This is a genomic window from Agrobacterium sp. CMT1 (genome assembly GCF_037203725.1).
Taxonomy (GTDB): Bacteria; Pseudomonadota; Alphaproteobacteria; order Rhizobiales; family Rhizobiaceae; genus Agrobacterium; species Agrobacterium pusense.
This window is the reverse complement of record NZ_JBBCAR010000005.1, coordinates 22,809-46,082: the sequence shown is the minus strand read 5'-3', so window position 1 is coordinate 46,082 and position 23,274 is coordinate 22,809. Positions and strand designations below refer to the sequence as shown.

The following is a 23,274-nucleotide window of genomic DNA, read 5'->3' as shown; positions in this document are numbered from 1 at the left end:
AGGTCGCTAATATTGCAGTTGCATTTTTTGACCAAGCGGATGAATAATCACATCCGCGCTGAAGGCCACAGGCGGTATCCTCCGTCCTGCCGCGCCTTGGCGCCCATGGCGTCCGCACTGAAAACAACAACAGACCGCGGATGAACGACCAAAAGAGAGGATCGAAATGCCTATTTCCACCCGTCTGCTCGCAGCCGTATCGATTGCCGCCATCTCGCTCTTTTCCGGCGCGGCTCTCGCGCAGGACAAGATCGTCATCGGCACCGAAGGCGCCTACCCGCCCTTCAACAATCTCGAAGCCGACGGCACGCTGACCGGCTTCGATATCGACATCGCCAAGGCGCTGTGCGAACAAATGAAGGCCGAGTGCACCTTCGTCACCAATGACTGGGACGGCATCATCCCCGCCCTTCAGGCCAAGAAGTTCGACGCCATCATCGCGTCCATGTCGATCACCCCGGAACGTCTCCAGAAGGTCGACTTCTCCAAGAAATATTACAACACGCCGCCGGCGATCGCCGTGCCGAAGGATTCGCCGATCAAGTCCCTCGACGATCTCAAGGGCAAGTCGCTCGGCGCACAGGGCTCCACCACCCACTCCAACTACGCTGAAAAACACTTCCCGGATTCCGACGTGAAGATGTATCCGACCGCAGACGAATATAAGCTGGACATCGCCAATGGCCGTATCGACGCCGTCATCGACGATATCGTCGTGCTGTCGGAATGGCTGAAGACCGATGCCGGCAAGTGCTGCAAGATCCTGACACCGCTCAAGGTCGACGTCGACATCAACGGCAACGGCGCAGGCATTGCCGTTCGCAAGGGCGACACGGCGCTGGCCGACAAGTTCACGGCTGCCATTGCCGGCATCCGCGCCAGCGGCAAGTACCAGGAGATCAACAAAAAATACTTCGATTTCGACGTTTACGGCGAGTAAGCCGGTTCGATCTGTTGAAATCTCGTGGCGGAAGGCTTGCCCTTCCGCCATTTTTGTTTGAAAACGTCACCATAACAATCACGGCGGCTTAAGACCGCAGGGGAAAATTGGCATGAGCGGAGCATTTTCCGCCATAGGTGCGTTCTGGACCTATGTCTCGACACTTCTCGATCCCTTCTGCGGGCCGGTCGGTCTCTTCTCGCTTTTCGGAAACGGCACTCTCGTCGCCTGCGGCGATGCGGGCTGGGGCGATGAAATCGCTTTCGGCGTCAAGGTCACGATCTCGCTGGCGCTTGCCACCCTGCCAGTCGGGCTATTGATCGGCTTCCTGATCGCGCTCGCCGCGCAATCGGAAGAAAAATCGCTTCGGCTGGCCGCCGGAATCTATACCACCATCTTTCGTGGCCTACCCGAACTGCTGACGCTCTTCATCGTCTATTACGGCATCCAGATGCTGCTGCAATCCGTGGCAGGTTACATCGGCATTACCGGCCCCATCGAAATCAACGCCTTCGTTGCCGGCATGGTGGCGCTTTCGGTGGTGTTTTCATCCTATGCGTCTGAGGTGCTTCTCTCGGCCTTCAAGGCCATACCGAAGGGGCAATATGAGGCGGGTGACGCACTCGGACTTTCCCGCAGCCGCACCATGGTGCTCATCATCATTCCGCAGCTGGTGCGGATCGCCCTTCCCGGCATGACCAACCTGTGGGTCATCCTGCTGAAAGACACGTCCTACGTATCGATCATCGGCCTTGCAGATATCATCCGCCAGACCGGCATCGCCGCCCGCGTCAGCAAGGAAGCCTTCTTTTTCTACGGCATCGCCTGCCTGCTTTACCTCATTCTCGCGCTCCTCTCATCCATCGGCATCGGTTTCATAGATCGCTGGTCGCGCAAGTCGGAGGCCAGACGATGAGCCATATCAAGGAACTCATTCCGCCACGCCCAGCGCCCATCGTTGCGGACAAACCGCTGAACATCTCCCGTGTCGTCGGCATCGCTGTCATTACGCTCTGGCTGCTTCTCGCCGCCGGGCTGTTATTTGCGATGATCGAGGGTTGGGATTGGGACAAATTTGAACGGTATGGGCCCCGTTATATCGATGGCCTCATCACCACAATCACGCTGGTCGGCAGCTCGATCATTCTCGGCGCCATCCTGTCCGTGCCGATCGCTTTCGCCCGCATGTCTGAAAATCGCGTCATTGGCGCGCTCGCTTATGCCTACGTCTATGTCTTCCGCAGCACGCCGCTCCTGGCGCAGCTTTTCCTGATCTATTACGGTCTCGGCAGCTTCCGCCCGGCGCTGGAAGCCGTTGATCTCTGGTGGTTCTTCCGCGAAGCCTGGTATTGCGGCCTCCTGTCGCTGACGCTCAACACCGCCGCCTATCAGGCGGAGATCCTGCGCGGGGCGATCCAGAGCGTGCCGCGCGGCCAGCACGAAGGGGCGGCGTCGCTCGGTATTTCCAAGTTCATCACCTTCCGAAAGATCATACTGCCGCAGGCGCTAATCGTCGCTTTGCGCCCCTATGGCAACGAGATCATCCTGATGATCAAGGGTTCGGCGGTGGTCTCCATCGTCACCGTCTTCGACCTGATGGGCCAGACCCGTTACGCCTTTTCCCGCACCTTCGATTATCAGGCCTATCTCTGGGCTGCGATCTTTTACCTTGCGATCGTCGAGACGCTGCGCCATGTCTGGGCCTGGCTGGAGGCCCGCTTGACCCGTCACCTCAAGCGCTGAGCCCAACGTTGGCAGCACTCATCAATGAGTACTGCCAACACTTTGAAAAATATAACAAATTTGTGACACATCCATTCTTTTGGCAAGGTTGGGTTAACCCTGCCGTGTTCCCATCTAAGATACAGCGGCAACGCTGTGATCGGTCATCATCGATATGGGAACCGCCACCATGAACAAGGACATGGAAATGATGCTGCGAGGCTACGGCCTCACCACCGCCCAGATATTCTACCGCCTGCCGGACCATCCTCTGGTTCTCCAGACCTACGTCTGGCAGAATTACGATCTGGCCCCTGATTTCCCCGAAATGCACGGCTTCCTCAAGTTCTGGCAGGAAAAGCTCGACGGCCCCCTGCACTCCGTCCGCTATGTGCACCGGCAGGTTATCTCGGCGCAGGAATGGCGCGCGCTCAAAGGGGAGTTCATCCTCCACTAAGCCCTCACGCCACATAAACATTGCGCCGGTCCCCGATGCGGCTTACAGCAAACGTCAATTGAAGACGCTGACGGATAAGGCACGATGACCAAGAACCAGAAGATCGACGAAGAGGCGCTCGCCGAGGCCTATAACCGCGCACTCGCGCTTGAAAAGGCCGGTGATGTGGACGCGGCGGTGAAGGCCTATGAGGAGGTCCTCGCCATCGATCCGGAAGACCACGGTGGCGCAGCCGTACGCATTGCCGCCATGGGCCGGGGCGAACAGCCTTCCAAAGCGCCCGACGCCTATGTCGAAACCCTGTTCGACCAGCATGCCGAAGCCTTCGAGGATATTCTTGTCGAGCAGCTGGGTTACGCCGTCCCCATGATGGTGCGCCAGCGGCTGCAGACGCTCAATCTCGGCCCTTTCAAACGCCTGCTCGATCTCGGCTGCGGCACCGGCCTCACCGGTGAAGCGCTGCGCGATATGGCTGACGACATCACCGGCATCGATATTTCCGAAAACATGGTCGAGATCGCTCATGAGAAGGACCTCTACGAGACGCTCTATGTCGCCGAAGTTGAGGATTTCCTTGAGGACAATGACGACGAGCCCTTTGACATCATCACCGCCACCGATGTGCTGCCCTATCTCGGCGCGCTGGAACCGCTGTTTTTCGGCGCCGCCGAAAACCTCAATGCCGGCGGCCTGCTGATCTTCTCGTCGGAGACCCTGCCCGAAAAAATCATGGCCGGGCGCCCCTACATGGTCGGCCCGCACCAGCGTTTCGCCCATGCCGAAACCTATGTCCGCGAACGACTGGCGGCGACCGGTTTCGAGGTGATTGAAGTGACCGACATCAATGTGCGCATGCAGGGCGGCAATCCGACGCCCGGTCATCTGGTGATTGCGAAGTTCAAGGGCTGATGCGGTGACCTTGAGGCAATTTTCTTCTCCCCGCCGGGGAGAAGGTGGCCCGAAGGGTCGGATGAGGGGGCTGGCTCTCAGTCTATCTCTACCCTCGCCCCCTCATCCCGCTGCCGCGGACTTCTCCCCCACGGGGAGAAGAAACAAGCGGCATCCAATCGCCTCACATTTAACACCAACGGCCTGAATCAACCTCTGAGCAACATCCGCCAGCCGGTTGAAGAGACTCCACTTTCCGCCCATCAACTCGCCTTGGGACGCCAGACGATATCCGCCACCTTGAGCTTCTTCGGCACGATCTTAAGATCGTAGAACTCGTCCGCAAGCGCCTGTTGATAGGCGATGGCTTCATCCGGAACCAGCGAGACCCGTCCAAGGTCGGCACCGGGGCGCGTCAGCGAAACCTTCGTGACATCCTCGGGGACACCGGTGATGGCCGACAGCGACTTGGCTGTCGCGTCGATGTTGGTCTGCGCTTTCGCACCCACATTCGCCAGTTCCTTCAGAATCAGCGGCACGAGATCGGGGTTACTTTCAACAAAATCGCCATTGGCGAGGAAGTAACTCCACGGATCGACGATGCCTTCGGCTGTCGAGAGTACCCTCGTCGTCGGCTCTTTCTCTGCCACGGCGAAATAGGGATCCCAGATCGACCAGGCATCGATGCTGCCGCTTCGAAAGGCGGCCGCCGCATCCGGCGGGGCAAGATCGACGGGCGTGATGTCTGCCAAGGTCAGCCCCGCCTTTCGCAACGCCTTCACAGTGACGTTATGGGCGCTGGAGCCGCGCTTGAAGGCGACCTTTTTGCCCTTTAGGTCTTGGAGCGTCTTCAGCGGCGAATCCTTCTGCACGAGGATTGCTGATCCGCCTGCCGCCGCCTTGTAGGTGCCGACATAACGCAGATTGCCGCCGGCGGCCTGCGCGAAAAGCGGCGGCACATCGCCGGTCGGGCCGATATCCAGCGCACCGGCACCCAGCGCTTCAAGAAGCGGCGGCCCGGAGGAAAATTCAGACCACTTGACCTCGATGCCGCGATCCTTCAGCAGCGCTTCGAGCGCGCCCTGGCTCTTCGCGAGCGCTATCACGCCATTCTTCTGCCAGCCAATCCGCAACGTCGTGGTTGCGGCGCTCGCGCGCCGGATATGCGGCAGAAACACCGCCCCGGTCGCACCTGCAATCAGTCCCAATGTTCCGCGTCGTGTCAGCATATGGATATTCCTCGCTATTCCATCCTTCGACAGTAAAAGCGTAGATATTCGAGCGATTTTATCAAAATCCTGGTTTGCGCGCAGACGGCGTTGAGAGAATTGAATGTGCGAATTTGCCGTTACCGGCGAAATAGAATTGTCGTGCCTCTGCGGCAGCTACCGGACGGACCTTCCGACAGTATCAGCCCAGGCAGGCCCGACCGGCGCCCAAAAAACCACCCACGAATTAAAACGCCCTCCCCGGCGGCCGGAAAGGGCGTTGATCAAAAACTGACCAGCGACGGATCACTCTTCGCCGGATTTAGGATTATCCAGCAGCATGTAATCGAGCGGCAGTTCCGTCGTATATTTGATCTGCTCCATCGCAAAGGCGGAGGAGACGTCGCGGATTTCGATCTTGGCGATCATCCGCTTGTAGAAAGCGTCATAGGCGGCGATATCGGGCACGACCACGCGCAGCAGATAGTCGACATCACCGCTCATACGGTAGAATTCGACAACCTCCGGGAATTCGGAAACCACTTCGGAGAAGCGCTTCAGCCATTCGATGGAATGGGAGGCGGTGCGGATGGAGACGAAAACCGTGACCTTGGTATTGACCTTGACCGGATCGAGCAGGGCCACACGCCGGCGGATGACGCCGTCTTCTTCCATCTTCTGGATACGCCGCCAACAGGGCGTCGTGGAAAGGCCGACCTTCTTCGCCAGATCGGCAACAGCCAGCGTGGAATCCTCTTGCAGAATGCGCAAAATCTTACGGTCTAGGCGATCCAATGCGTCTACCCTCCTGAATTAATTTCCTTTCAATACACTAATTTTTGCGGAAAAACAGAAAATTGTTTCACCAAAGCCGCATTTCCACATATTCTCGCAGAACCGGCAACAGCTCCTCCGTAAACCATGGGTTCTTTTTCAGCCACCCCGTGTTGCGCCAGCTCGGATGCGGCAAAGGAAGAATGCCGGGGCCGGAATTGGCGTGAAGATAGCTGCGCCAGTTTTGCACCGTTTCGGTCATGGTTTTGCATCGTCTTTCACCCAGGTGAAAAGCCTGGGCATATTGGCCGATCGCGAGGATCAGCTCCACCTGCGGCATCGCCGCCATGACCCGCGTGCGCCAGTGCGGGGCGCATTCCCGCCGTGGCGGCAGGTCGCTTCCCTTGTCATCATAACCGGGAAAACAGAACCCCATGGGAACGATGGCGAAACGATCCGGATCGTAAAATGTCTCCCGGTCGACATTCAGCCACTGGCGCAGCCTGTCGCCGGAAGCATCGTTGAATGGCAGGCCCGTTTCATGCACGCGCAGCCCTGGCGCCTGCCCGGCAATCAGAATGCGTGGTCTTGCCGACATGACGACCACCGGCCGGGGTTCATGCGGCAGGCGGTCAGCCATTCCCTTGAGCGGCATGTCGCGACAGAGACGACAGCGGGCAATCTCACCGCGCAGCCCGTCCAGCCCATCATCATGCACTGGCCCAACCCTCTCTCCTTCAGCCATGATCCCACCCCAGAAGATGGCGGACGATGGTGAGGAAACCCGCCGCCGGCGTTTCCATATCCGCGGCACGGTGATCCCTCCGCCACTGCGAGGGCTTTTCGAATTCTCCCGCCCAGATGCCGAGCGCCTGCCTGCGCGCGGCTTCCTGCTCGCCTGAAAACTGGAAATATCCCGACGCGACGGCAAAACCGGCCGACACCATGTCTGACGAAACATCCCTGCCGCCGGCGGAACAATAGACGAGCAGTCGCCCGTATCGATCTCTGGAACTGCCGGAGCAGGAGAAATCCGCGGCGGCCAGCCGTTGCAGCACACGGCGCGCCTCCTCGCCACATGGCCAGCTTTCGCCCCCGCGCAGACATGTCTGCGCAAGCTCCGGCGCATCGATGCCCAGCAGCCGGAAACGTTCCTTGCCCTTGGAGAGCGTGTCGCCATCAATCACGAAGAAGCGGCCGCCATAGGTTTCGCTGTTGATATGATCGAGCTTGGCGGCAATCAGAACCCCTAGAAAAACCGTAGCAAGGAACAGGCCGCCGTCGCGGACTGCGGAAAAACCCCCGCGCCTGCCTCCATTTCGTCTCATGTAACAACAAACCCTTGTCAGAGATGGCAAACAAATCCTTTCACGGCAGCATCTTCTTAAGATTTTGGGCGTAGTCTGCAAGGGTTCATGTCACCCTGCGTTGTAACAATGAGTAAAAGCGTCAGCACGTCCACCGACAAGATCATCGTCGACCGCTCGAAAAAACATCGCAACAAGGCGGTTTTCGACGCGGTGAAGACGACGCGTGAACGCTTGCAGCAAGGTGCAGGCGCAAGCGACGCCTATGAACGCGAGATGCTGACCATGCACATCGCCGAGACCCTGCAGGGCGCGATGATCATGCCGCTTTTCATCGTGCTTGCCTCCATCATCGGCGTTTACATAACCCGCGATATCAGCCTCATCATCTGGTCGCTGGCTGCATTGAGTTTCCACGCCATTTCGCTGATGCTCGCCAAACGGGCTGCAAAACAAGAGATCACCGCCGAAAACCTCCTGCACTGGAAAAATCTTTTTCTCGGAATGCAGATCGTCATCGGCTGCATCTGGGCGATGTTCGCGCTGGCGGAGCCAACGCGTAATGACCCGACGCTCGTGCTTTTCTTCAAGGGCTCGACGCTGCTGATCGCGCTCTCGCTCACCGCCACGGCCAATTTCATGCTGCGGCGGGCAACCTTCATGACTTTCCTGCCGGTGCTGGCGGCTCTCTGCGTCACCTCTGTCTTCTCGCGCGATCCATTCGATGTCGGTCTTGCGCTGATGTTCGGCATGGCGATCCTGTTCTGCCACCGCATCACCAGCCGGCTTTACCAGACCAGCATCAAGCTCCTCTCCTCGCAGACGGAAAAGGACGACCTGATCGCCGAGCTCGAAGTCGCCAATTCGGTTTCCGACGAGGCGCGGCGACGCGCGGAAGAGGCCAATCTGGCCAAGTCGCGCTTTCTCGCCTCCATGTCGCACGAGCTGCGCACGCCCCTCAACGCCATTCTCGGCTTCTCCGAGGTCATGTCCTCGGAGGTGCTGGGGCCGCTCAACAATCCGCTCTACAAGGAATATTCCGGCGATATCCACCGCTCCGGCCAGCATCTGCTCGATCTCATCAACGAAATCCTCGACCTGTCGCGCATCGAGGCGGGCCGTTATGACCTGAACGAAGAAGCGATCTCGATGCTGGAAATCGCCGAAGATTGCATCGGCATGATCCAGCTTCGTGCCCGCGCCAAGAACATCAGGATCTCCCAGCAGTTTGAAAACAGCCTGCCGCAGGTCTGGGCGGACGAAAAATCGATCCGCCAGGTCGTCCTCAACCTGCTGTCCAACGCCGTCAAGTTCACCCCGCAGGGTGGAGAAATTCTCGTAAAGGCGGGCTGGACGGCCGGCGGCGGCCAATATGTGTCGATCAGGGACAATGGCCCAGGCATTCCCGAGGACGAAATTCCGGTGGTGCTGTCAGCCTTCGGCCAGGGATCAATCGCGATCAAGAGCGCCGAGCAGGGAACCGGCCTTGGCCTGCCCATCGTTCAGGCCATCCTCGCCAAGCATGACGGCCAGTTCATTCTGAAATCCAAACTGCGTGAGGGCACGGAAGGCATCGCCATCCTGCCCGCGAAACGCGTGCTCCAGAGCCTGCCCGCGGTCGAAGAAACCCATGCCATCCAGCCACGCCGACGGTCCTTCGCTTAAGGCGCCCACAGGAAGGCGTCGCCCGGCTTTCCACCTGGAAATGCCTTGAAGCTGGCAACCTCAGAAGAACAGCGTCGTCACCAGCGAATACAGCACGAAAAACCCGTTCGCCATCAGCAGGCAGAAGACGGCAAAGGAGCCGAGATCCTTGGCGTGCCGGCCCACGGAGGAAATTTCCGGCGAAATGCGGTCCACCAGTTCCTCGATGGCGGTATTGAGCGCTTCCACCGAGAATAAAAGCAGCATCAACACCGTGAAAACGAGAAGATGCGCAAACGGCGCGCCCACGACCAGAAGCAGGCCAAGCCCGACGCAGAAGGCAAGAACTTCGTGACGAAAGGCAGCTTCCTGCCAGAGCCGGCCGAGCCCCTGCAGGGAATAGCGCGCGGCAGCGAACAGATGCCGCCAGCCCTTTTCTTTACGAAAGACCGGTTCTGGCGGTGGCATGTGCGGCGTCGCGTCCATCTTCAGCCTCAATGATTGGTGGGCGCGGTGATGCGTGTGTCGACACCCGCTGCCTCAAACGTCGCCATGCCGGAATGGCAGGCGGCGGCGGCCTTGACGATGCCGGCGGCAAGGGCCGCACCGGTGCCTTCGCCAAGACGCATTCCAAGCGCCAGAAGCGGCGTCTTGCCAAGCTTTTCGATGGCTGCCAGATGGCCGGGCTCACCCGAGACATGGCCGATAAGGCAATGATCGAGCGCAAAGGAATTGGCAGCCTTCAGCAGCGCTGCGGCGGCCGTTGCCACATAACCATCTATCAGCACGGGAATGCGCTGCACGCGCGCAGCAAGAATGGCACCTGCAATCGCCGCGATTTCGCGTCCGCCGAGACGGCGCATGATTTCCAGCGGATCGGACAGGTGGTCCTTGTGGAACTCTACCGCCGCCTTCACCGCCGCAATCTTGCGGGCCATGACGTCACCTTCCGAACCGGTGCCCGGACCGGTCCACTCTTCCGCCGTACCGCCATAAAGCGCAAGATTGATCGCAGCCGCTATCGTGGTATTGCCGATGCCCATTTCACCGACGCAGAGAAGATCGGTGCCGCCGGCAATCGCCTCCATGCCGAAGGCCATGGTGGCGGCGCAGTCACGCTCCGAAAGCGCCGGTTCACAGGTGATATCGCCGGTCGGGTAATCCAGCGCCAGATCGAAAATCTTCAGGCCGAGATCATTGGCCACGCAGATCTGGTTGATCGCCGCGCCACCGGCGGCAAAATTTTCCACCATCTGCTGGGTCACAGACGTCGGATAGGGCGTGATGCCGTGGCGGGTCACGCCGTGATTGCCGGCGAAGATTGCCACCAGCGGACGGTTGACGGCAGGCGAACGGCCGGACCAGGCGGCAAGCCACATGGCGATTTCTTCGAGACGGCCGAGCGAACCGGCAGGTTTCGTCAGCTGCGCATTGCGCTCCTTCGCCGCAACAAGCGCGTGCGTGTCCGGGCCGGGAAGATCGCGCAGCAGCGCGCGGAAATCATCGAAGGGCAATCCGCTCATGCTCATGATATCAGTCTCTCTCATAGCCGGTTTGGCTTTCGCATCGGCTCATGCGTCCGGAAACTTGTGTTTTCCGGCAAATCGGTCTTTGTTGCGCCTCTCATAATAGCGGATGCGCCGCGGAACAACCGGAAATGCAGCGACTGCAACGGAGAGAGCATGAAGGCCCGGGATTTTATAACAGATGTCATGCATTCCCTCGCCTTTCTGAGCCGCCTGCCCGTCCCTTCGCGATTCTTCGAAGGCTACTCGGGCGTGCCGATGGGCCGGGCCGCCCGTGCCTTCCCCGCCGCGGGACTGCTGATCGCCCTGCCCGCCGCTTTCCTGGTTGTCGTGTTTGCTCGCTTCGATGCCTCTCCGCAGCTCACCGGGTGGCTCGCCATCGGCCTGACGGCGCTCATGACAGGCGCGCTGCATGAGGACGGGCTTGCCGACATGGCCGATGGCTTCGGCAGCGGCAGGGACAAGTCTCGTATGCTTGAAATCATGAAGGACAGCCGTATCGGCAGTTATGGCACCATTGCCATGGTTCTTTCCTTCGCGCTCCGCGCCACTGCACTCGCCTCGCTGATCGAAACCCTGCCGGGCAAAACCGCTGCCGCCTGTCTGATTGCAGCGCTTGTCACGAGCCGCGCGCTGATGGTGTGGCACTGGCAGTCCCTGCCCGCCGCCAAGACCTCCGGCATCGCCGTCAATGCCGGCCAGCCCGGAGAAAGCGAACGCAACATCGCGCTGGCCGCCGGGCTTTTTCTCTTCATATTGTTCACGCTGCACGCGCTGCCACTGTTTGAGATCGTGCTTGTGTTGGCGGTGGCGGTCATCGCGGCCATGCTGTTCGGCAGGCTGTGCGAGAGGAAGATCGGCGGCCATACCGGGGATACCATTGGGGCTTGCCAGCAGATCACGGAGATCGTGATTCTCGTCGCACTTGCCCTTGCGGCATGAGGGCCTGATATAGATCACCATGGAAACACCCTGCGTCCAGATCTGTCGCCTCGACACGACCCACACTCTCTGCATCGGCTGCGGCCGCACGCTGGATGAAATCGGCGGCTGGACGGGTTATAGCGACGAGACGCGCCGCTTGATCATGCGCGCGCTGCCGCAAAGATTGGCAAATCTGTCCGAGTCCGCCAAGGAGACACATACCGCATGAACAGACTGACCATCGTTCTCCTTCTGCTGGCCGTCGGCCTTGGCCTGCTCGTCGTTAATCATAATGGTGGCCGAACGCTCGGCATCGATAATGATCAGTTTGCCCAGGTCCTTTATCTTCTGCCCATCGCAGGGCTGCTGTCGGCCGGCATTCTGGCGGGAAGACGCGGCAACTTCGGCACCGTCATCCGGCAGCTCGCCGTCTGGCTCGTCATCATCCTCGGCCTCGTCTCGCTCTATCTCTATCGCTATGACCTGCAATCCTTCGGCGACCGGCTGCTCGGCGGTCTGATGCCCAGCCGCGCCGTCGTGGTGACAACATCGGCAGGCGAGCAGGAAATCGTGCTGCACAAATCCATGAGCGGCCACTTCGAAGCGAATGTCGGGATTGAGGGCAGGACGATCCACATGCTGGTCGATACAGGCGCCAGCTCCGTGGTGCTCGCAAATGCGGATGCGACCGCAATCGGCATCGACACCACAAATCTTCGCTATACCGTACCGGTAATGACCGCCAATGGCCGCACGGCAGCAGCACCCGTCACGCTGTCGGAAATCAGCATTGGCCCGATCGTGCGGCGCAACATCCCCGCCCTCATCGCCCAGGATGGCCAATTGGGCCAGAGCCTGCTTGGCATGAGCTTTTTGTCGACGCTTGGTTCGCTGCAGATGCAGACCGACGAATTGCGGTTGCGGGATCGGTGAGCACTGCCGCCTCGAGATTCATTTCGGGGAGTTTTCTCACGTCTTGGTACCGGAAAGGAAATTCCTCGTCGCGTCTGCAATCGGGATATTCTTTTCACGCGCAAGGGCTGCGGCGGGCCATTGCCCCTTGATTCCCTCGCATTTGATAATTTAAGTTGTTGCTGTTCTCAGGGCGGGGCGCAATTCCCCACCGGCGGTATCGGGACTTTCCCGGAGCCCGCGAGCGCTTCCGGTTTCCAAAGCCGGAAGGTCAGCAGATCCGGTGAGAGGCCGGAGCCGACGGTATAGTCCGGATGGAAGAGGACAAGGCATGGGACGCCTGCGCGTTAGCGGGCTTCGTATTGCATTGTTCGCCCAAGGGATATTTGGCGCTTCTCGAAGCGCGAAAATGCCGCAAAACGGCATAACCCTTGAAAGGCTTGAAATAGAATGACAGTTGCCAGAATTGAAGACGCCATTAACGCCATTTCCCGCGGCGAGATGGTGATTGTGGTTGACGACGAAGACCGCGAAAACGAAGGCGATATCATCGCCGCCTCCGACAGCATCACCCCCCAGCAGATCGCCTTCATGATGAACCATGCACGCGGGCTGATCTGCGTGGCCATGCCCGGAGAGCGCCTCGACGCGCTAGACATTCCGCTGATGGTGTCGCGAAATACCGAATCCCTCAAGACGGCCTTCACCGTGTCGGTGGATTACATTCCCGGCACCACGACGGGCATTTCCGCCGCCGACCGCGCAAAGACCGTGCGCGCGCTGGTATCGGAAGGCTCGCGCCCCGAAGATTTCGCTCGCCCGGGCCATATCTTCCCGCTGCGCGCCAACCCGCAGGGCGTTCTCGGACGCACGGGCCATACCGAAGCTGCCGTTGATCTCTGCCGTCTCGCCGGGAAGTTCCCCTCCGGCACGATATGCGAAATCGCCAATGACGACGGCACCATGGCCCGCCTGCCCCAGCTCGAGGTCTTCGCCGAGCGCCACGGCCTGCTGGTCGTGACGATCAAGGACCTCGTTTCCTATCTCGAGGGTGAGGTTGTCGAGGAAGTGGCGCAGAAGCAGGTCGCCTGACCTGCGCTCGCGTTGTGCTTTGAATACGAGAACGCCCGGCGCAGACCGGGCGTCGAATTTTCGGGAAAACGTTTCTGATCAGTTGCGCAACCGATACCCTGTCTTGAACATCCAGCCGACAACACCGAGGCATAGCGCCAGAAACAGCGTGATCATAGCCAGACTGATGACGGGATTGACGTCAGCGATCTCGTAGAAACTCCAGCGGAAGCCGCTGATGAGATAAAGCACGGGATTGAAGTGGCTGACCGTCTGCCAGAAGGGCGGCAGCATGTCGATGGAATAAAAGCTGCCGCCGAGGAAGGTCAGCGGCGGCACCACCAGCATGGGAATGAGGTTCAACTGCTCGAAATTCGTTGCCCAGATGCCGATGATGAAGCCGAACAGGCTGAAACTCACAGCCGTCAGCACAAAAAACAGGATCATCATGAACGGATGGGCGATGCTGATATCCACGAAGAACGACGCGGTTATCAGGATGATCGTACCGATCATCAGCCCCTTTGTCGCCGCCGCTCCGACATAGCCGACAAGGATTTCCGTCATCGCCACCGGTGCGGAGAGGATTTCATAGATCGTGCCGGTGAATTTCGGGAAGTAGATGCCGAAGGAGCCGTTGCCGATGCACTGCGTCAGAAGCGTCAGCATGATGAGGCCGGGCGTTATGAAAGCGCCATAGGAAACCCCACCAACCTCCTGAATCCGCGAACCGATCGCTGTGCCGAACACGATAAAATAGAGCGAGGTGGAAATGACCGGAGAGACCACGCTTTGCAGCAGTGTGCGGCGGGTGCGCGCCATTTCGAACAGGTAGATGGACTTGATGGCTTCGAAATTCATTTCTGGCCTCCCACCAGCGAAACGAAGATATCTTCGAGCGAACTCTGCCGCGTGGAAATATCCTTAAAATGGATGTTGGCGGCGAAAAGCGCGCTCAGGACATCGGCAATGCGGCCCTGCTCGCCATTATCCTCGATTTCATAGGTGATGGTGCAGCCATCTTCGGAAAGCGTGAGGCCGAAGGGCGCGAGACTTTCCGGCAAAGTCTCCACCGGCTGGGAAAGCTCAAGAAAAAGCTGCTTGCGGCCGAGTTTCTTCATCAATGCCGTCTTTTCTTCCACCAGCAGCAATTCGCCACCATTGATGACACCCACCCGGTCGGCGATTTCTTCCGCCTCCTCAATGTAATGCGTGGTGAGAATGATGGTGACACCCTTGGCGCGCAGCTCGGAGACCACATTCCACATGTCGCGGCGCAGGGTCACATCCACGCCCGCCGTCGGCTCATCGAGAAACAGGACCTTCGGCTCGTGCGCCAGCGCCTTGGCAATCAGCACACGCCGCTTCATGCCGCCGGAAAGCTCCCGCAGCATGTTGTCCTTCTTGTTCCAGAGCGACAGGGATTTGAGGATGCTTTCGATCAGCTCCGGATTCTTCTTCTGTCCGTGTAGTCCGCGCGAAAAGCTGACGGTGTTCCAAACCGTCTCGAACTGGTCGGTCGTCAGTTCCTGCGGCACGAGGCCGATGAGGGCGCGGGTCTGGCGAAAATCCTTCACCACATCGTGCCCGCCAACCAGCACCGAACCGTCACCCGGATTGACGAGACCGCAGATGATCGAGATCAGTGTCGTCTTGCCGGCGCCATTGGGACCGAGAAGAGCGAGTATCTCCCCCTCCCGGATATCGAGGCTGACACCTTTGAGCGCCTGGAAGCCATTTGCGTAGGATTTGGTCAGATTCCGTATCGAAACAATGGCATTCATGGCGAATTCTTTCGAAAAACCGAGTAAGATGAACGCCATATAGACCGCAGAGGTTGCAAATGCCAGCCCGGCGGACTGAACACTGCGTTCGGCGGGAGCGGAAAATCAGCCGTAGACGCTATAGAAAAACTGCGCTGCGACGAAAACCAGAAACACGCCGAAGGCCCGCTCCAGCTGCTTCTTGCTGAGCGCATGCGCCAGCCGTGCACCATAGGGCGCGACGACAAGGGTAATGGGGATCAGGAGCACCACGGCGATCCAGTTGATGAAGCCGGTGGAAAATGGCGGCAGCCCCGCATCGCCCCAGCCGGCCCAGATGTAACCCGCAAGCCCCGGCAGCGAAATCAACACGCCGACACCGGAAGAGGTGGCAACCGCCTGATGAATGCTGCGTCCGTAAAGCGTCATGAAGGTGTTGTTCATCACCCCGCCGCCCACGCCCATCAGCCCGGAAAACAGCCCGATGCCGGTGCCCACCAGAAAACGGGCCGGGTTTGGCGGCAGATCGGAACCGAGATGCCAGCTCGCCCGGTTGAAGATCATCCGGAAGGCAAGCGCGAGCGCGATGAAGGCAAAGATCAGGCGCAGCGCCACACTCGAGGCATAGGCTGCAACGATAGAGGCGAGAACGGTGCCAAGCGGCACGGCGACGACCCAGCCTTTCAGAAGCTCGATATCGACGGCGCCCTTCTGGCGATGCGTCAGGAACGAGCGGATGGACGTCGGCACGATAATGGCGAGAGACGTTCCGAGAGAAAGATGCATGCGCACGGCCTCAGGGACATCCAGAAGTCCGAAGACCTGGTAAAAAACCGGCACCAGCACCGCACCGCCGCCGATACCGAACAGGCCGGCCAGAAGGCCCGCAACCACACCCGCAGCAGCAAGTGCCGCAGCGAAGATCATTATCTCTGAAACTGGGGGCATGAAGGCAGGCTCCCGAAGGCCGTTGTCACAAACATGTGACGCTCATAGCGTATCAGAAAAGGGCGGCAAGCCATGTTGGCCGCAGGTCAGTACGGCGCGACGCCTTTTGCCGCAAATCCGCGCCGGATGGACCGTTCTGTGGGATCGCTTCCCATTTCATGCCCTTGCAAAGACGCCGATATCCCCCCGATAAGGCTGTCTTCTTCAACCGGCCTTCGGGCCGGTCTTTTTTTGTGGGAATGTGGCGGGCGATTATCGAGCTAGCGGCAGCGAAACATCCTCAAGCTTCGTCATTCCGACCATATCCAAAGATCCGTCGCCTATGTCATCGGCGGCAGCCCTATGACAAGCCACACTCCGTGTTCGACGTCATCCTCGGCCTTGTGCCAAGGATCTGCCGACGTATCGCCAATAGCGGCGTTGCAGATGCTCGGGACAGGCCCGAGCATGACGGAGGAGACGCTTTCAAACTCAGCCGCCAACCTCCAACGGCGCGACTTAATCGCAATGCCTGTAACCTGACTTGCGGGTACGCAGGTCGAAGTGAAAATGGTTCCAGTGGTTGGGATCACTGCCCGGCCCGAGAACGGTGGAGAAATATTTGCAGCTATCCGATCTGACCGCCTTCAGCAGTGCCTTTTCGCGGAAAGCGAAGAAACTCTTCTTGCGGACATCGATTTCCTTGCCGTTCTTCAGCGTGATGGTGCCGATATCGATGGCGTTGCCCCGCGCATGTTCCGACCACGGATTGCTGGAACGGGAATTCATCTTGCGGCAGGAATAACCACCCATCGGCGTTATGCGGCCGACGCCGGAGAGATAGCGGAAACGCGAGGACGGTACGAGTTCGAACTTCACCCATTTCGCAAAGGCAAGCGTAACCTGGCAATTGAGCTTCACCGCCGGACGAACTGCGACGCCGCTGGCGAGACCGCTGAGTTCGATCGGGTAATCGATGCCGCAGGTCGGCCCGTCGGCAATACGGGCGACATCGCGAAAAGCGACACCCAGACGGCGAAGCTCGGCGCGGCAGGCAACCTCCGAAGACGGCATGATGCCGGGCGGCATGGACCGGTCGCTCTGAAGTCCGCCGCGAACGGTCGGATCATTCGGCATGAGCATGGCCACCTCTTCCACCGGCTGGCGGCGGGAGGACGATCCGGGTGGCGGCGGCGGAATGAGCCCGGACTGGCGCCGCGCCGGAGAAACCGCAACCGGATTGTCGGTGCCGATGCCGTCCACCACCGGCTGGGCCGAAGCCCCTTCGGCAATCTCGGCATCCTGCTCCTCTGCCAGTCCCCGCACCGGCTCCACGCCGAGCATGGAATCCATGTTCACGCCGCCTTCGCCCTCGGCAATCTGGCTGCTGGCCATTTGCTGCGGGGGCATCTCCTGGCTTTGCGTCGCCTGCACCGGCAGATTGCCATGACCGCCAGCCGCCATGCGTGCCTGATGCTGTGCGTCGAGGGTGGAATAACCCTGGCCTGCCTGGCGCGATTGCAGCAGCGGATCCTGCGAAGCATAAGGCTCCGGCATCGGCTGCGATATTGCCGTGGGATAATCGTTGCTCTGTCCGGCCCGCTCAACCTGATGGAAGGCACCTGCCGGCGCGCTGTAGCCCTGTTGCCGCGAGGAACGGATTGCGCTCACGCGTGTGGTGCCGTCCACCTCCGCCGGTGGCACGAGGCCCTCCGCCGAACACGACACCATGACCGTGGAAATCATCAGCAACGTCACAAGACGACGCGGAAGGGAAACATACGCCATACGAGAACCTGTACCTTCAGCGGCCGCAATCCGCGGCAATACAGGTCAAATTTTAAAGAAATGAGGTAAACGAAACCTTATTGGTTGCGGGAAATAACGAATGGCTGGTTCTGATAGCCCAAGACAAAGGGCGCAGCCGGAACCGCGCCCTTCATCAGATCGAGACGCCTGAAGTCAGGCCGCCCGCGAAACCTCGCGCTCGGCATCATGTCCAAGTTCGAAGCGCGACAGAAGCGAGCGCAACTGGCGGCTTTCCTCGGCGAGCGTCTGGCTGGCGGCGGTCGTTTCTTCCACCATGGCCGCGTTTTGCTGTGTCATCTGGTCCATGTGATTAACGGAGGTGTTGATCTCCTGGAGGCCGGTGGCCTGCTCCCGCGCCGCAGTGGCGATGGAATTCACGTGACCTTCGACCCGGTTTACGAGCGCCACGATTTCTTCCAGTGCATCGCCCGTGGAGCGGACGAGTGCGACGCCGCCGCCGACCTCCTCCGCCGAGCGATTGATAAGGGTCTTGATCTCCTTGGCGGCATTGGCGGAGCGTTGCGCCAGTTCGCGCACCTCCTGCGCCACCACGGCGAAACCACGTCCGGCCTCGCCGGCCCGCGCCGCTTCCACGCCGGCATTCAGCGCCAGCAGGTTGGTCTGGAAGGCGATCTCGTCGATGACGGAAATGATCTGTCCGATCCGCTTTGACGATTCCTCGATGCGGCCCATGGCATCGACCGCGTTGCGCACGATCTCGCCTGAGCGGCCGGCGCTGCTTTTCGTGTCCTGCACCATCTGCCGCGCCTCATTGGCCCGTTCGGATGCGGTGCGCACCGTGGCGGTAATCTCGTCAAGCGCTGCGGCCGTTTCCTCCAGCGCCGCCGCCTGCTGTTCGGTCCGGCGCGAGAGATTGCCGGTCGCGCCGCTGATATCCGCAGCGCTGTCATTGACGACATGACCGGTCCGGGAAATCGCTTCGATGGCGCCATGGAGCGCACCCACGGCCCGATTGAAGTCCGTGCGCAGCTTTTCGTAGTCGTCGCCGATATCTGTCAGCGAAACAGTCAGATCCCCATTGGCAAGCGCCTCGAGCGCCTCCCCCAGACGCTCCATGGCATGGGCCTGCCGCTCGGATGCGGAACGAAGGACCATCTCGTTGCCGCGACGCGCTTCCTCCAGCGCCCGCTGCTGGTCGGCCTCACGCGCCTGCAGGGCGCTGCGCTCATTGACGCTGTCACGCAGCACCAGCAACGTCTTGGCAATCGCGCCGATTTCGTTCCGGCGATCGGCGAAGCGGATTTCGGCCGTGCCGTCGCCGTCGGCGATCTGCTTCATGCTCTGCCGGATGAGATCGATCGGTCGAGTGACGCCACGCACGACGGCGGCGGCCACGGCAATGACGACAAGGCCGGACAAGATGCACAGGCCGATGTTGAAATACGCGTCGCTCCAGAACACCGCTTCGAGGTCGTCGACGTAAACGCCCGTACCCACGATCCAGCCCCAGGGTGCGAAACCGGCGACATGGGAGAATTTCTCCACCGGCTCCGGGGCACCCGGTTTCGGCCAGTAATAATCGACAAAACCCTGACCGCCCGCCTTGACCGTATTCACGAACTCAACGAACAGCGCCTTGCCGTTCGGGTCCTTGTTGGCGGTGAGATCGGTTCCGTTCATTTCCGGCTTGATCGGATGCATCACCATTTTGGGGTGCATATCGTTGATCCAGAAATAACCGCTGCCGTTGCCATACCGCATGGCCGCGATTGTGACCTTGGCCTGCTGCTGTGCCGCCTCCCGCGTCAAGCTGCCGCTTTGTTCCAGGCGATAATATTGATCGAGAATAGCGACGGCCGTTTCGTTCATCGCCGCAAGCCCGGCTTTGCGCTCGCGTTCCATCTCGCCAAAGGTTTCGAACAGGCTGAATGTCAGCGCTGCGGTCAGGATTGCCAGAAACAATGCGACGAGCGCATATAGGCGCATAGATATAGTGACGTTTTTCATATTCCCCCCAACGCCGATGAGTGCACTTCGACCAGCCGATGCTAAGGGGAAAAAATTTATTATGATTAAATACGCCCATTATACGTTGGTATTATCTTCACGGGCGTCGAACACGGCCTGAAATACTCACCATCGCCATTGGCCGCCGGCGGGACAGCCAGTAATTCGATGAAAACCGCACGAATTTAAAGGCAGCGTTAACCCTGCCTCCCTATCCTCTTTTGCCACAATACCGGTACTTGGAGGCGCGCGATGGCACGGCCGAATTTCCGCTACACGCATTATGACCTGAAGGAATTGCGGGCGGGCACGATCATTGAAGTATCTCTCTCGGCCATCAACAATGTCCGGTTGATGACGGGCGCGAATTTCCAGCGCTTCACCGAACTGCTCGATTTCAAATATCTTGGCGGCGTCGCGAAAAAGTCGCCAATCCGGATCGCCATCCCCGAAACGATGCACTGGCATCTGGTGATCGATGCCGACGGGCATAACGGCCTGGCGGAATCATCGGTCAAAATGCTGCCGGCGCAGCCGCAGGCCGCGCCTCAGCGCAAGGCATCCTGACTTATTTGAAAAAACAATGCGATAGCGCAGTTTCGCGACTCTTTTTGGCAAGCGCCTGAATCATTTTGTGAAGATGAGGGCTAACGCGATTCCCGCTCGCGACGCAGTTTCGCCCACCAGTCGAGACGTTTGCGGATTTCGCGTTCGAAACCTCTGTCCGGTGGATCGTAAAAGGTGGTCCGCCCCATTTTTTCCGGGAAGTAATCTTGCCCCGAAAAAGCGTCCGGCTCGTCATGATCGTAACGATAGCCGTCACCATATCCCTCGCCCTTCATCAGCTTGGTCGGTGCATTCAGGATGTGTTTGGGAGGAACAAGCGAGCCATTTTCCTTCGCGGCGCGCATCGCAGCCTTGAAGGCCGTATAGACGGCATTCGATTTCGGAGCGGTGGCGAGGTAGACGCAGGCCTGTGCCAGCGCAAGTTCACCCTCCGGCGAACCAAGATAATCATAGGCATCCTTGGCAGCATTGCAGACGGCGAGCGCCTGCGGATCTGCAAGTCCGATATCTTCCACCGCCATGCGCACTAGCCGCCGGCCGATATAGAGCGGGTCCTCGCCGGCATCGAACATGCGGGCGAGATAATAAAGTGCGGCATCCGGGTCCGATCCACGCACCGACTTATGCAGCGCGGAAATGAGATTGTAGTGGCCGTCCTGGCTCTTGTCGTAGACGGGCGCACGGCGCTGCACGATGCGCGTGAGCCCTTCCGTGTCGAAGGTTTCATCTTTCCGCGCCGCGCGCCAGACTTCTTCGGCAAGCGTCAACACCGCGCGACCGTCGCCATCGGCCATGCGGATCAGGCTTGCGCGTGCATCCTCCGTCAGTGGCAGGGGCTTCTGCTCCGCCTCCTCCGCGCGCTTCAGAAGCTCGCTGAGACTGTCCTCGTCATGCGACCGAAATGTCAGGACACGGGCCCGCGACAACAGAGCGGCATTCAGTTCAAACGAGGGATTTTCGGTGGTCGCCCCCACCAGAATAATGGTGCCGTCCTCCATGACAGGCAGAAAACTGTCCTGTTGCGCACGGTTGAAACGGTGAATTTCGTCGACGAAAAGCAGGGTCTGGCGACCGTTCATGCGCCTTGCACGCGCCGCTTCGAAAACCTTCTTGAGATCGGCGACGCCGGAAAAGATCGCTGATATCTGTTCGAAAGCCAGCCCCGCCTCGCCGGAAAGCAGGCGGGCGACCGTCGTCTTGCCGGTGCCGGGCGGCCCCCAGAAGATCATCGACCCCAGCGAGCCGCTATCGATCATGCGGCGCAGAACGCCCTCCTCGCCCGTCAGATGCGGCTGCCCGCTTACTTCCGCCAGCGTCTTCGGGCGCAGGCGATCGGCGAGAGGCCGCCGGTTGGCGACCTCCACCGGCACTTGCGGGGCGAAGAGATCGTCACTCATCGGAGGAACTGCCGGATACGCTGCCCGTCACGCAGGATTTCCACCCGCCAGAAACCAGGATTGTCATCCAGCGCCTTTTCGACAGCGGCCGTGGAGCCGATATCTGCGCCGTTCAATGAAAGGATCACATCTTTCGGCAGAAAACCGACACGATAAGCCGGCGAGCCACGCTTCACATCCGTGATGACGACACCCGTGACCTGCGAGGGCATGCGCAATTCGTCAGCAAGCTTCGGCGAAAGATTGGCGACGGTCGCGCCGGCGAAGGGATTGCGGCCTTCGATCAGCCGTTCGTCGCGGGGAGCGGTTTCGGGCGCGATATCAAGTGCAATCGTCAGCTTCTTTTCCTTGCCCTTGTCCATGACGGTCAGTTCAGCAGATTTGCCTATGCCGGCCGTGGTCAGGCGGTAACCGAGCGCATCGGGATGCTCCACCTCCAATCCGTTGACCGCAGTCACCACCTGGCCCGGCTCTATGCCGGCCTTTTCCGCGGGGCTGCCTTTGACAACGCTGACGACCAGCGCTCCCCGGGCGCGATGCAGGCCAAGGGCCTCCGCGACATCCGAAGTGACGGGATCGAAGGTCGCGCCAATGTAGGGCCGCTGGAAGTTCGCATCGCCCCGTTCAGCAGCAGCCACAAAAACCCGGACCAGATTGGCCGGAATAGCGAAACCGATGCCGTTCGAGCCGCCGCCCTTGGAGAAGATGGCAGTGTTGATGCCGATCAGCTCGCCAGCCATATTCATCAGCGCGCCGCCGGAGTTGCCCGGGTTGATGGAGGCGTCGGTCTGGATGAAGAAGCCGAAATCGCCCTGCGTCACCTGGTTGCGGGCAAGGCCCGAGACGATGCCGCTCGTCACCGTCTGACCGACGCCGAAGGGGTTACCGATCGCCAGCACCAGATCGCCGACTTCGATCTTGTCCGAATTGCCGAGCGGCAGCACCGGGAACTGCTCCTTGGCATCGATCTGCAGCACGGCAAGATCGACCCGGTCATCTTTCATGAGAACCTTGGAGGAAAATTCGCGCCCATCCGCAAGCGCCACCTTGATGTCGTCAGCACCGTCAATGACATGATTGTTGGTCACCACGAGACCGCCGGCTGTGACGATGACGCCTGAACCGAGCGACGACTGCTTTTCCGTGCGGTTCGGCATTTGCTGCCCGAAAAACTGTTCGAAGAAGGGATCACCGGCGAAGGGCGACAACCGCCGCTGCACGATGCGTTCGGCATAGACATTCACCACCGCGCCGGCGGTGCGCTTGACCAGCGGCGCGAAGGAAAGCTGCATTTCCGTGTGGCTGGACGGCACGGTCCTGTTGTCCTGCGCCCGGGCACCCGCTGGCAGGAGAATGAGCGCGGCGAGAAAGCCGGTGGACAGATACTTCAACACGCTTCGCATGTGATTCCTCATCGTCATCAGTATGATGGAGTTATAACGTCAAAGCCTGTAAAGCAAAGAGCGGCAA

At 59.8% G+C, this 23,274-nt stretch carries 24 protein-coding genes and 1 riboswitch; of the genes, 11 read left to right on the top strand and 13 right to left on the bottom strand.

The genetic code is table 11. The annotated features are described in order from the left end of the window. Positions 1–166: 166 nt before the first annotated feature. From WA845_RS08060 to WA845_RS08040, 5 genes are all read left to right on the top strand, one after another. Positions 167–940 (top strand): ABC transporter substrate-binding protein, encoded by a 774-nt coding sequence (locus WA845_RS08060; protein ID WP_004442506.1) that lies wholly within the window; start codon positions 167–169, stop codon positions 938–940. A gap of 112 nt (positions 941–1,052) precedes the next feature. Then, positions 1,053–1,856, top strand: coding sequence for an ABC transporter permease (locus WA845_RS08055; RefSeq protein ID WP_022556506.1), 804 nt, complete (start codon positions 1,053–1,055; stop codon positions 1,854–1,856). Next, complete coding sequence (locus tag WA845_RS08050; protein WP_004442510.1) at positions 1,853–2,683, top strand: ABC transporter permease; 831 nt, start codon at positions 1,853–1,855, stop codon at positions 2,681–2,683. The genes WA845_RS08055 and WA845_RS08050 overlap by 4 nt, the downstream gene beginning before the upstream one ends. A gap of 169 nt (positions 2,684–2,852) precedes the next feature. Continuing rightward, entirely contained in the window at positions 2,853–3,119 is a 267-nt protein-coding gene (locus WA845_RS08045; RefSeq protein WP_004442513.1) for an usg protein, read from the top strand. Positions 3,120–3,203: 84 nt separating this feature from the next. Continuing rightward, a complete protein-coding gene (locus WA845_RS08040) occupies positions 3,204–4,028 on the top strand; it encodes a methyltransferase domain-containing protein (RefSeq protein WP_112554614.1) in 825 nt (274 codons plus the stop codon). 242 nt (positions 4,029–4,270) lie between these two features. Here the strand turns inward: WA845_RS08040 and WA845_RS08035 are convergent, their stop codons facing one another. The 4 genes from WA845_RS08035 to WA845_RS08020 form a co-directional block, all read right to left on the bottom strand. Continuing rightward, on the bottom strand, positions 4,271–5,236 hold the full coding sequence (locus tag WA845_RS08035; RefSeq protein WP_004442522.1) for an aliphatic sulfonate ABC transporter substrate-binding protein: 966 nt from the start codon (positions 5,234–5,236) through the stop codon (positions 4,271–4,273). A 285-nt stretch (positions 5,237–5,521) separates the two neighbouring features. Then, a complete protein-coding gene (locus WA845_RS08030) occupies positions 5,522–6,010 on the bottom strand; it encodes an Lrp/AsnC family transcriptional regulator (protein WP_003507846.1) in 489 nt (162 codons plus the stop codon). Between the two features lie 67 nt (positions 6,011–6,077). Then, positions 6,078–6,734, bottom strand: a complete 657-nt coding sequence (locus tag WA845_RS08025; protein ID WP_162749613.1) for a uracil-DNA glycosylase family protein — start codon at positions 6,732–6,734, stop codon at positions 6,078–6,080. After that, a complete protein-coding gene (locus tag WA845_RS08020; protein WP_112554617.1) occupies positions 6,727–7,317 on the bottom strand; it encodes a thermonuclease family protein in 591 nt (196 codons plus the stop codon). The genes WA845_RS08025 and WA845_RS08020 overlap by 8 nt, the downstream gene beginning before the upstream one ends. A 108-nt stretch (positions 7,318–7,425) precedes the next feature. On the opposite strand from WA845_RS08020, the gene pdhS2 reads away from it, so the two are divergent. Then, complete coding sequence (gene pdhS2, locus WA845_RS08015) at positions 7,426–8,961, top strand: two-component system sensor histidine kinase PdhS2 (protein ID WP_004442536.1); 1,536 nt, start codon at positions 7,426–7,428, stop codon at positions 8,959–8,961. Between the two features lie 60 nt (positions 8,962–9,021). On the opposite strand, the gene WA845_RS08010 is transcribed toward pdhS2, so the two are convergent. Then, the gene (locus WA845_RS08010; protein ID WP_004442540.1) at positions 9,022–9,426 is read right to left on the bottom strand and encodes a diacylglycerol kinase; all 405 of its coding nucleotides are present in this window, start codon (positions 9,424–9,426) and stop codon (positions 9,022–9,024) included. A gap of 8 nt (positions 9,427–9,434) precedes the next feature. Beyond that, a complete protein-coding gene (cobT, locus tag WA845_RS08005) occupies positions 9,435–10,469 on the bottom strand; it encodes a nicotinate-nucleotide--dimethylbenzimidazole phosphoribosyltransferase (RefSeq protein ID WP_337322249.1) in 1,035 nt (344 codons plus the stop codon). A gap of 153 nt (positions 10,470–10,622) precedes the next feature. On the opposite strand from cobT, the gene WA845_RS08000 reads away from it, so the two are divergent. The 4 genes from WA845_RS08000 (at position 10,623) to ribB (ending at position 13,394) form a co-directional block, all read left to right on the top strand. Beyond that, the gene (locus tag WA845_RS08000; RefSeq protein WP_112554621.1) at positions 10,623–11,408 is read left to right on the top strand and encodes an adenosylcobinamide-GDP ribazoletransferase; all 786 of its coding nucleotides are present in this window, start codon (positions 10,623–10,625) and stop codon (positions 11,406–11,408) included. A 19-nt stretch (positions 11,409–11,427) separates the two neighbouring features. Further along, entirely contained in the window at positions 11,428–11,619 is a 192-nt protein-coding gene (locus WA845_RS07995; protein WP_006697635.1) for a DUF1289 domain-containing protein, read from the top strand. Next, a complete protein-coding gene (locus WA845_RS07990) occupies positions 11,616–12,323 on the top strand; it encodes a TIGR02281 family clan AA aspartic protease (RefSeq protein WP_112554623.1) in 708 nt (235 codons plus the stop codon). The genes WA845_RS07995 and WA845_RS07990 overlap by 4 nt, the downstream gene beginning before the upstream one ends. Before the next feature lie 159 nt (positions 12,324–12,482). Further along, positions 12,483–12,632: riboswitch (FMN riboswitch) on the top strand. 120 nt (positions 12,633–12,752) lie between these two features. Next, positions 12,753–13,394 carry a 3,4-dihydroxy-2-butanone-4-phosphate synthase gene (gene ribB / locus WA845_RS07985; RefSeq protein ID WP_004442547.1) on the top strand — a complete coding sequence of 214 codons (642 nt, stop codon included), beginning with the start codon at positions 12,753–12,755 and terminating at the stop codon, positions 13,392–13,394. 78 nt (positions 13,395–13,472) lie between these two features. Here ribB and WA845_RS07980 read toward each other — a convergent pair whose 3' ends face one another. From WA845_RS07980 to WA845_RS07960, 5 genes are all read right to left on the bottom strand, one after another. After that, positions 13,473–14,234 carry an ABC transporter permease gene (locus WA845_RS07980; RefSeq protein WP_004442548.1) on the bottom strand — a complete coding sequence of 254 codons (762 nt, stop codon included), beginning with the start codon at positions 14,232–14,234 and terminating at the stop codon, positions 13,473–13,475. Further along, positions 14,231–15,157: an ABC transporter ATP-binding protein gene (locus tag WA845_RS07975; protein WP_006697634.1), complete on the bottom strand. Its 927-nt coding sequence runs from the start codon at positions 15,155–15,157 to the stop codon at positions 14,231–14,233. The genes WA845_RS07980 and WA845_RS07975 overlap by 4 nt, the downstream gene beginning before the upstream one ends. Before the next feature lie 105 nt (positions 15,158–15,262). Beyond that, a complete protein-coding gene (locus WA845_RS07970) occupies positions 15,263–16,084 on the bottom strand; it encodes a sulfite exporter TauE/SafE family protein (protein WP_037092974.1) in 822 nt (273 codons plus the stop codon). Between the two features lie 498 nt (positions 16,085–16,582). Beyond that, entirely contained in the window at positions 16,583–17,851 is a 1,269-nt protein-coding gene (locus tag WA845_RS07965; protein WP_112554627.1) for an extensin-like domain-containing protein, read from the bottom strand. 174 nt (positions 17,852–18,025) lie between these two features. Further along, complete coding sequence (locus WA845_RS07960) at positions 18,026–19,840, bottom strand: methyl-accepting chemotaxis protein (RefSeq protein WP_112554629.1); 1,815 nt, start codon at positions 19,838–19,840, stop codon at positions 18,026–18,028. Between the two features lie 252 nt (positions 19,841–20,092). On the opposite strand from WA845_RS07960, the gene WA845_RS07955 reads away from it, so the two are divergent. Then, complete coding sequence (locus tag WA845_RS07955) at positions 20,093–20,407, top strand: DUF1883 domain-containing protein (protein WP_004442557.1); 315 nt, start codon at positions 20,093–20,095, stop codon at positions 20,405–20,407. A gap of 80 nt (positions 20,408–20,487) precedes the next feature. Here the strand turns inward: WA845_RS07955 and WA845_RS07950 are convergent, their stop codons facing one another. Both WA845_RS07950 and WA845_RS07945 read right to left on the bottom strand, forming a co-directional pair. After that, entirely contained in the window at positions 20,488–21,804 is a 1,317-nt protein-coding gene (locus tag WA845_RS07950) for a replication-associated recombination protein A (protein WP_035211375.1), read from the bottom strand. Further along, complete coding sequence (locus tag WA845_RS07945; RefSeq protein WP_022556525.1) at positions 21,801–23,207, bottom strand: DegQ family serine endoprotease; 1,407 nt, start codon at positions 23,205–23,207, stop codon at positions 21,801–21,803. Before WA845_RS07945 ends, WA845_RS07950 begins: the two co-directional genes overlap by 4 nt. Positions 23,208–23,274 lie beyond the last annotated feature (67 nt).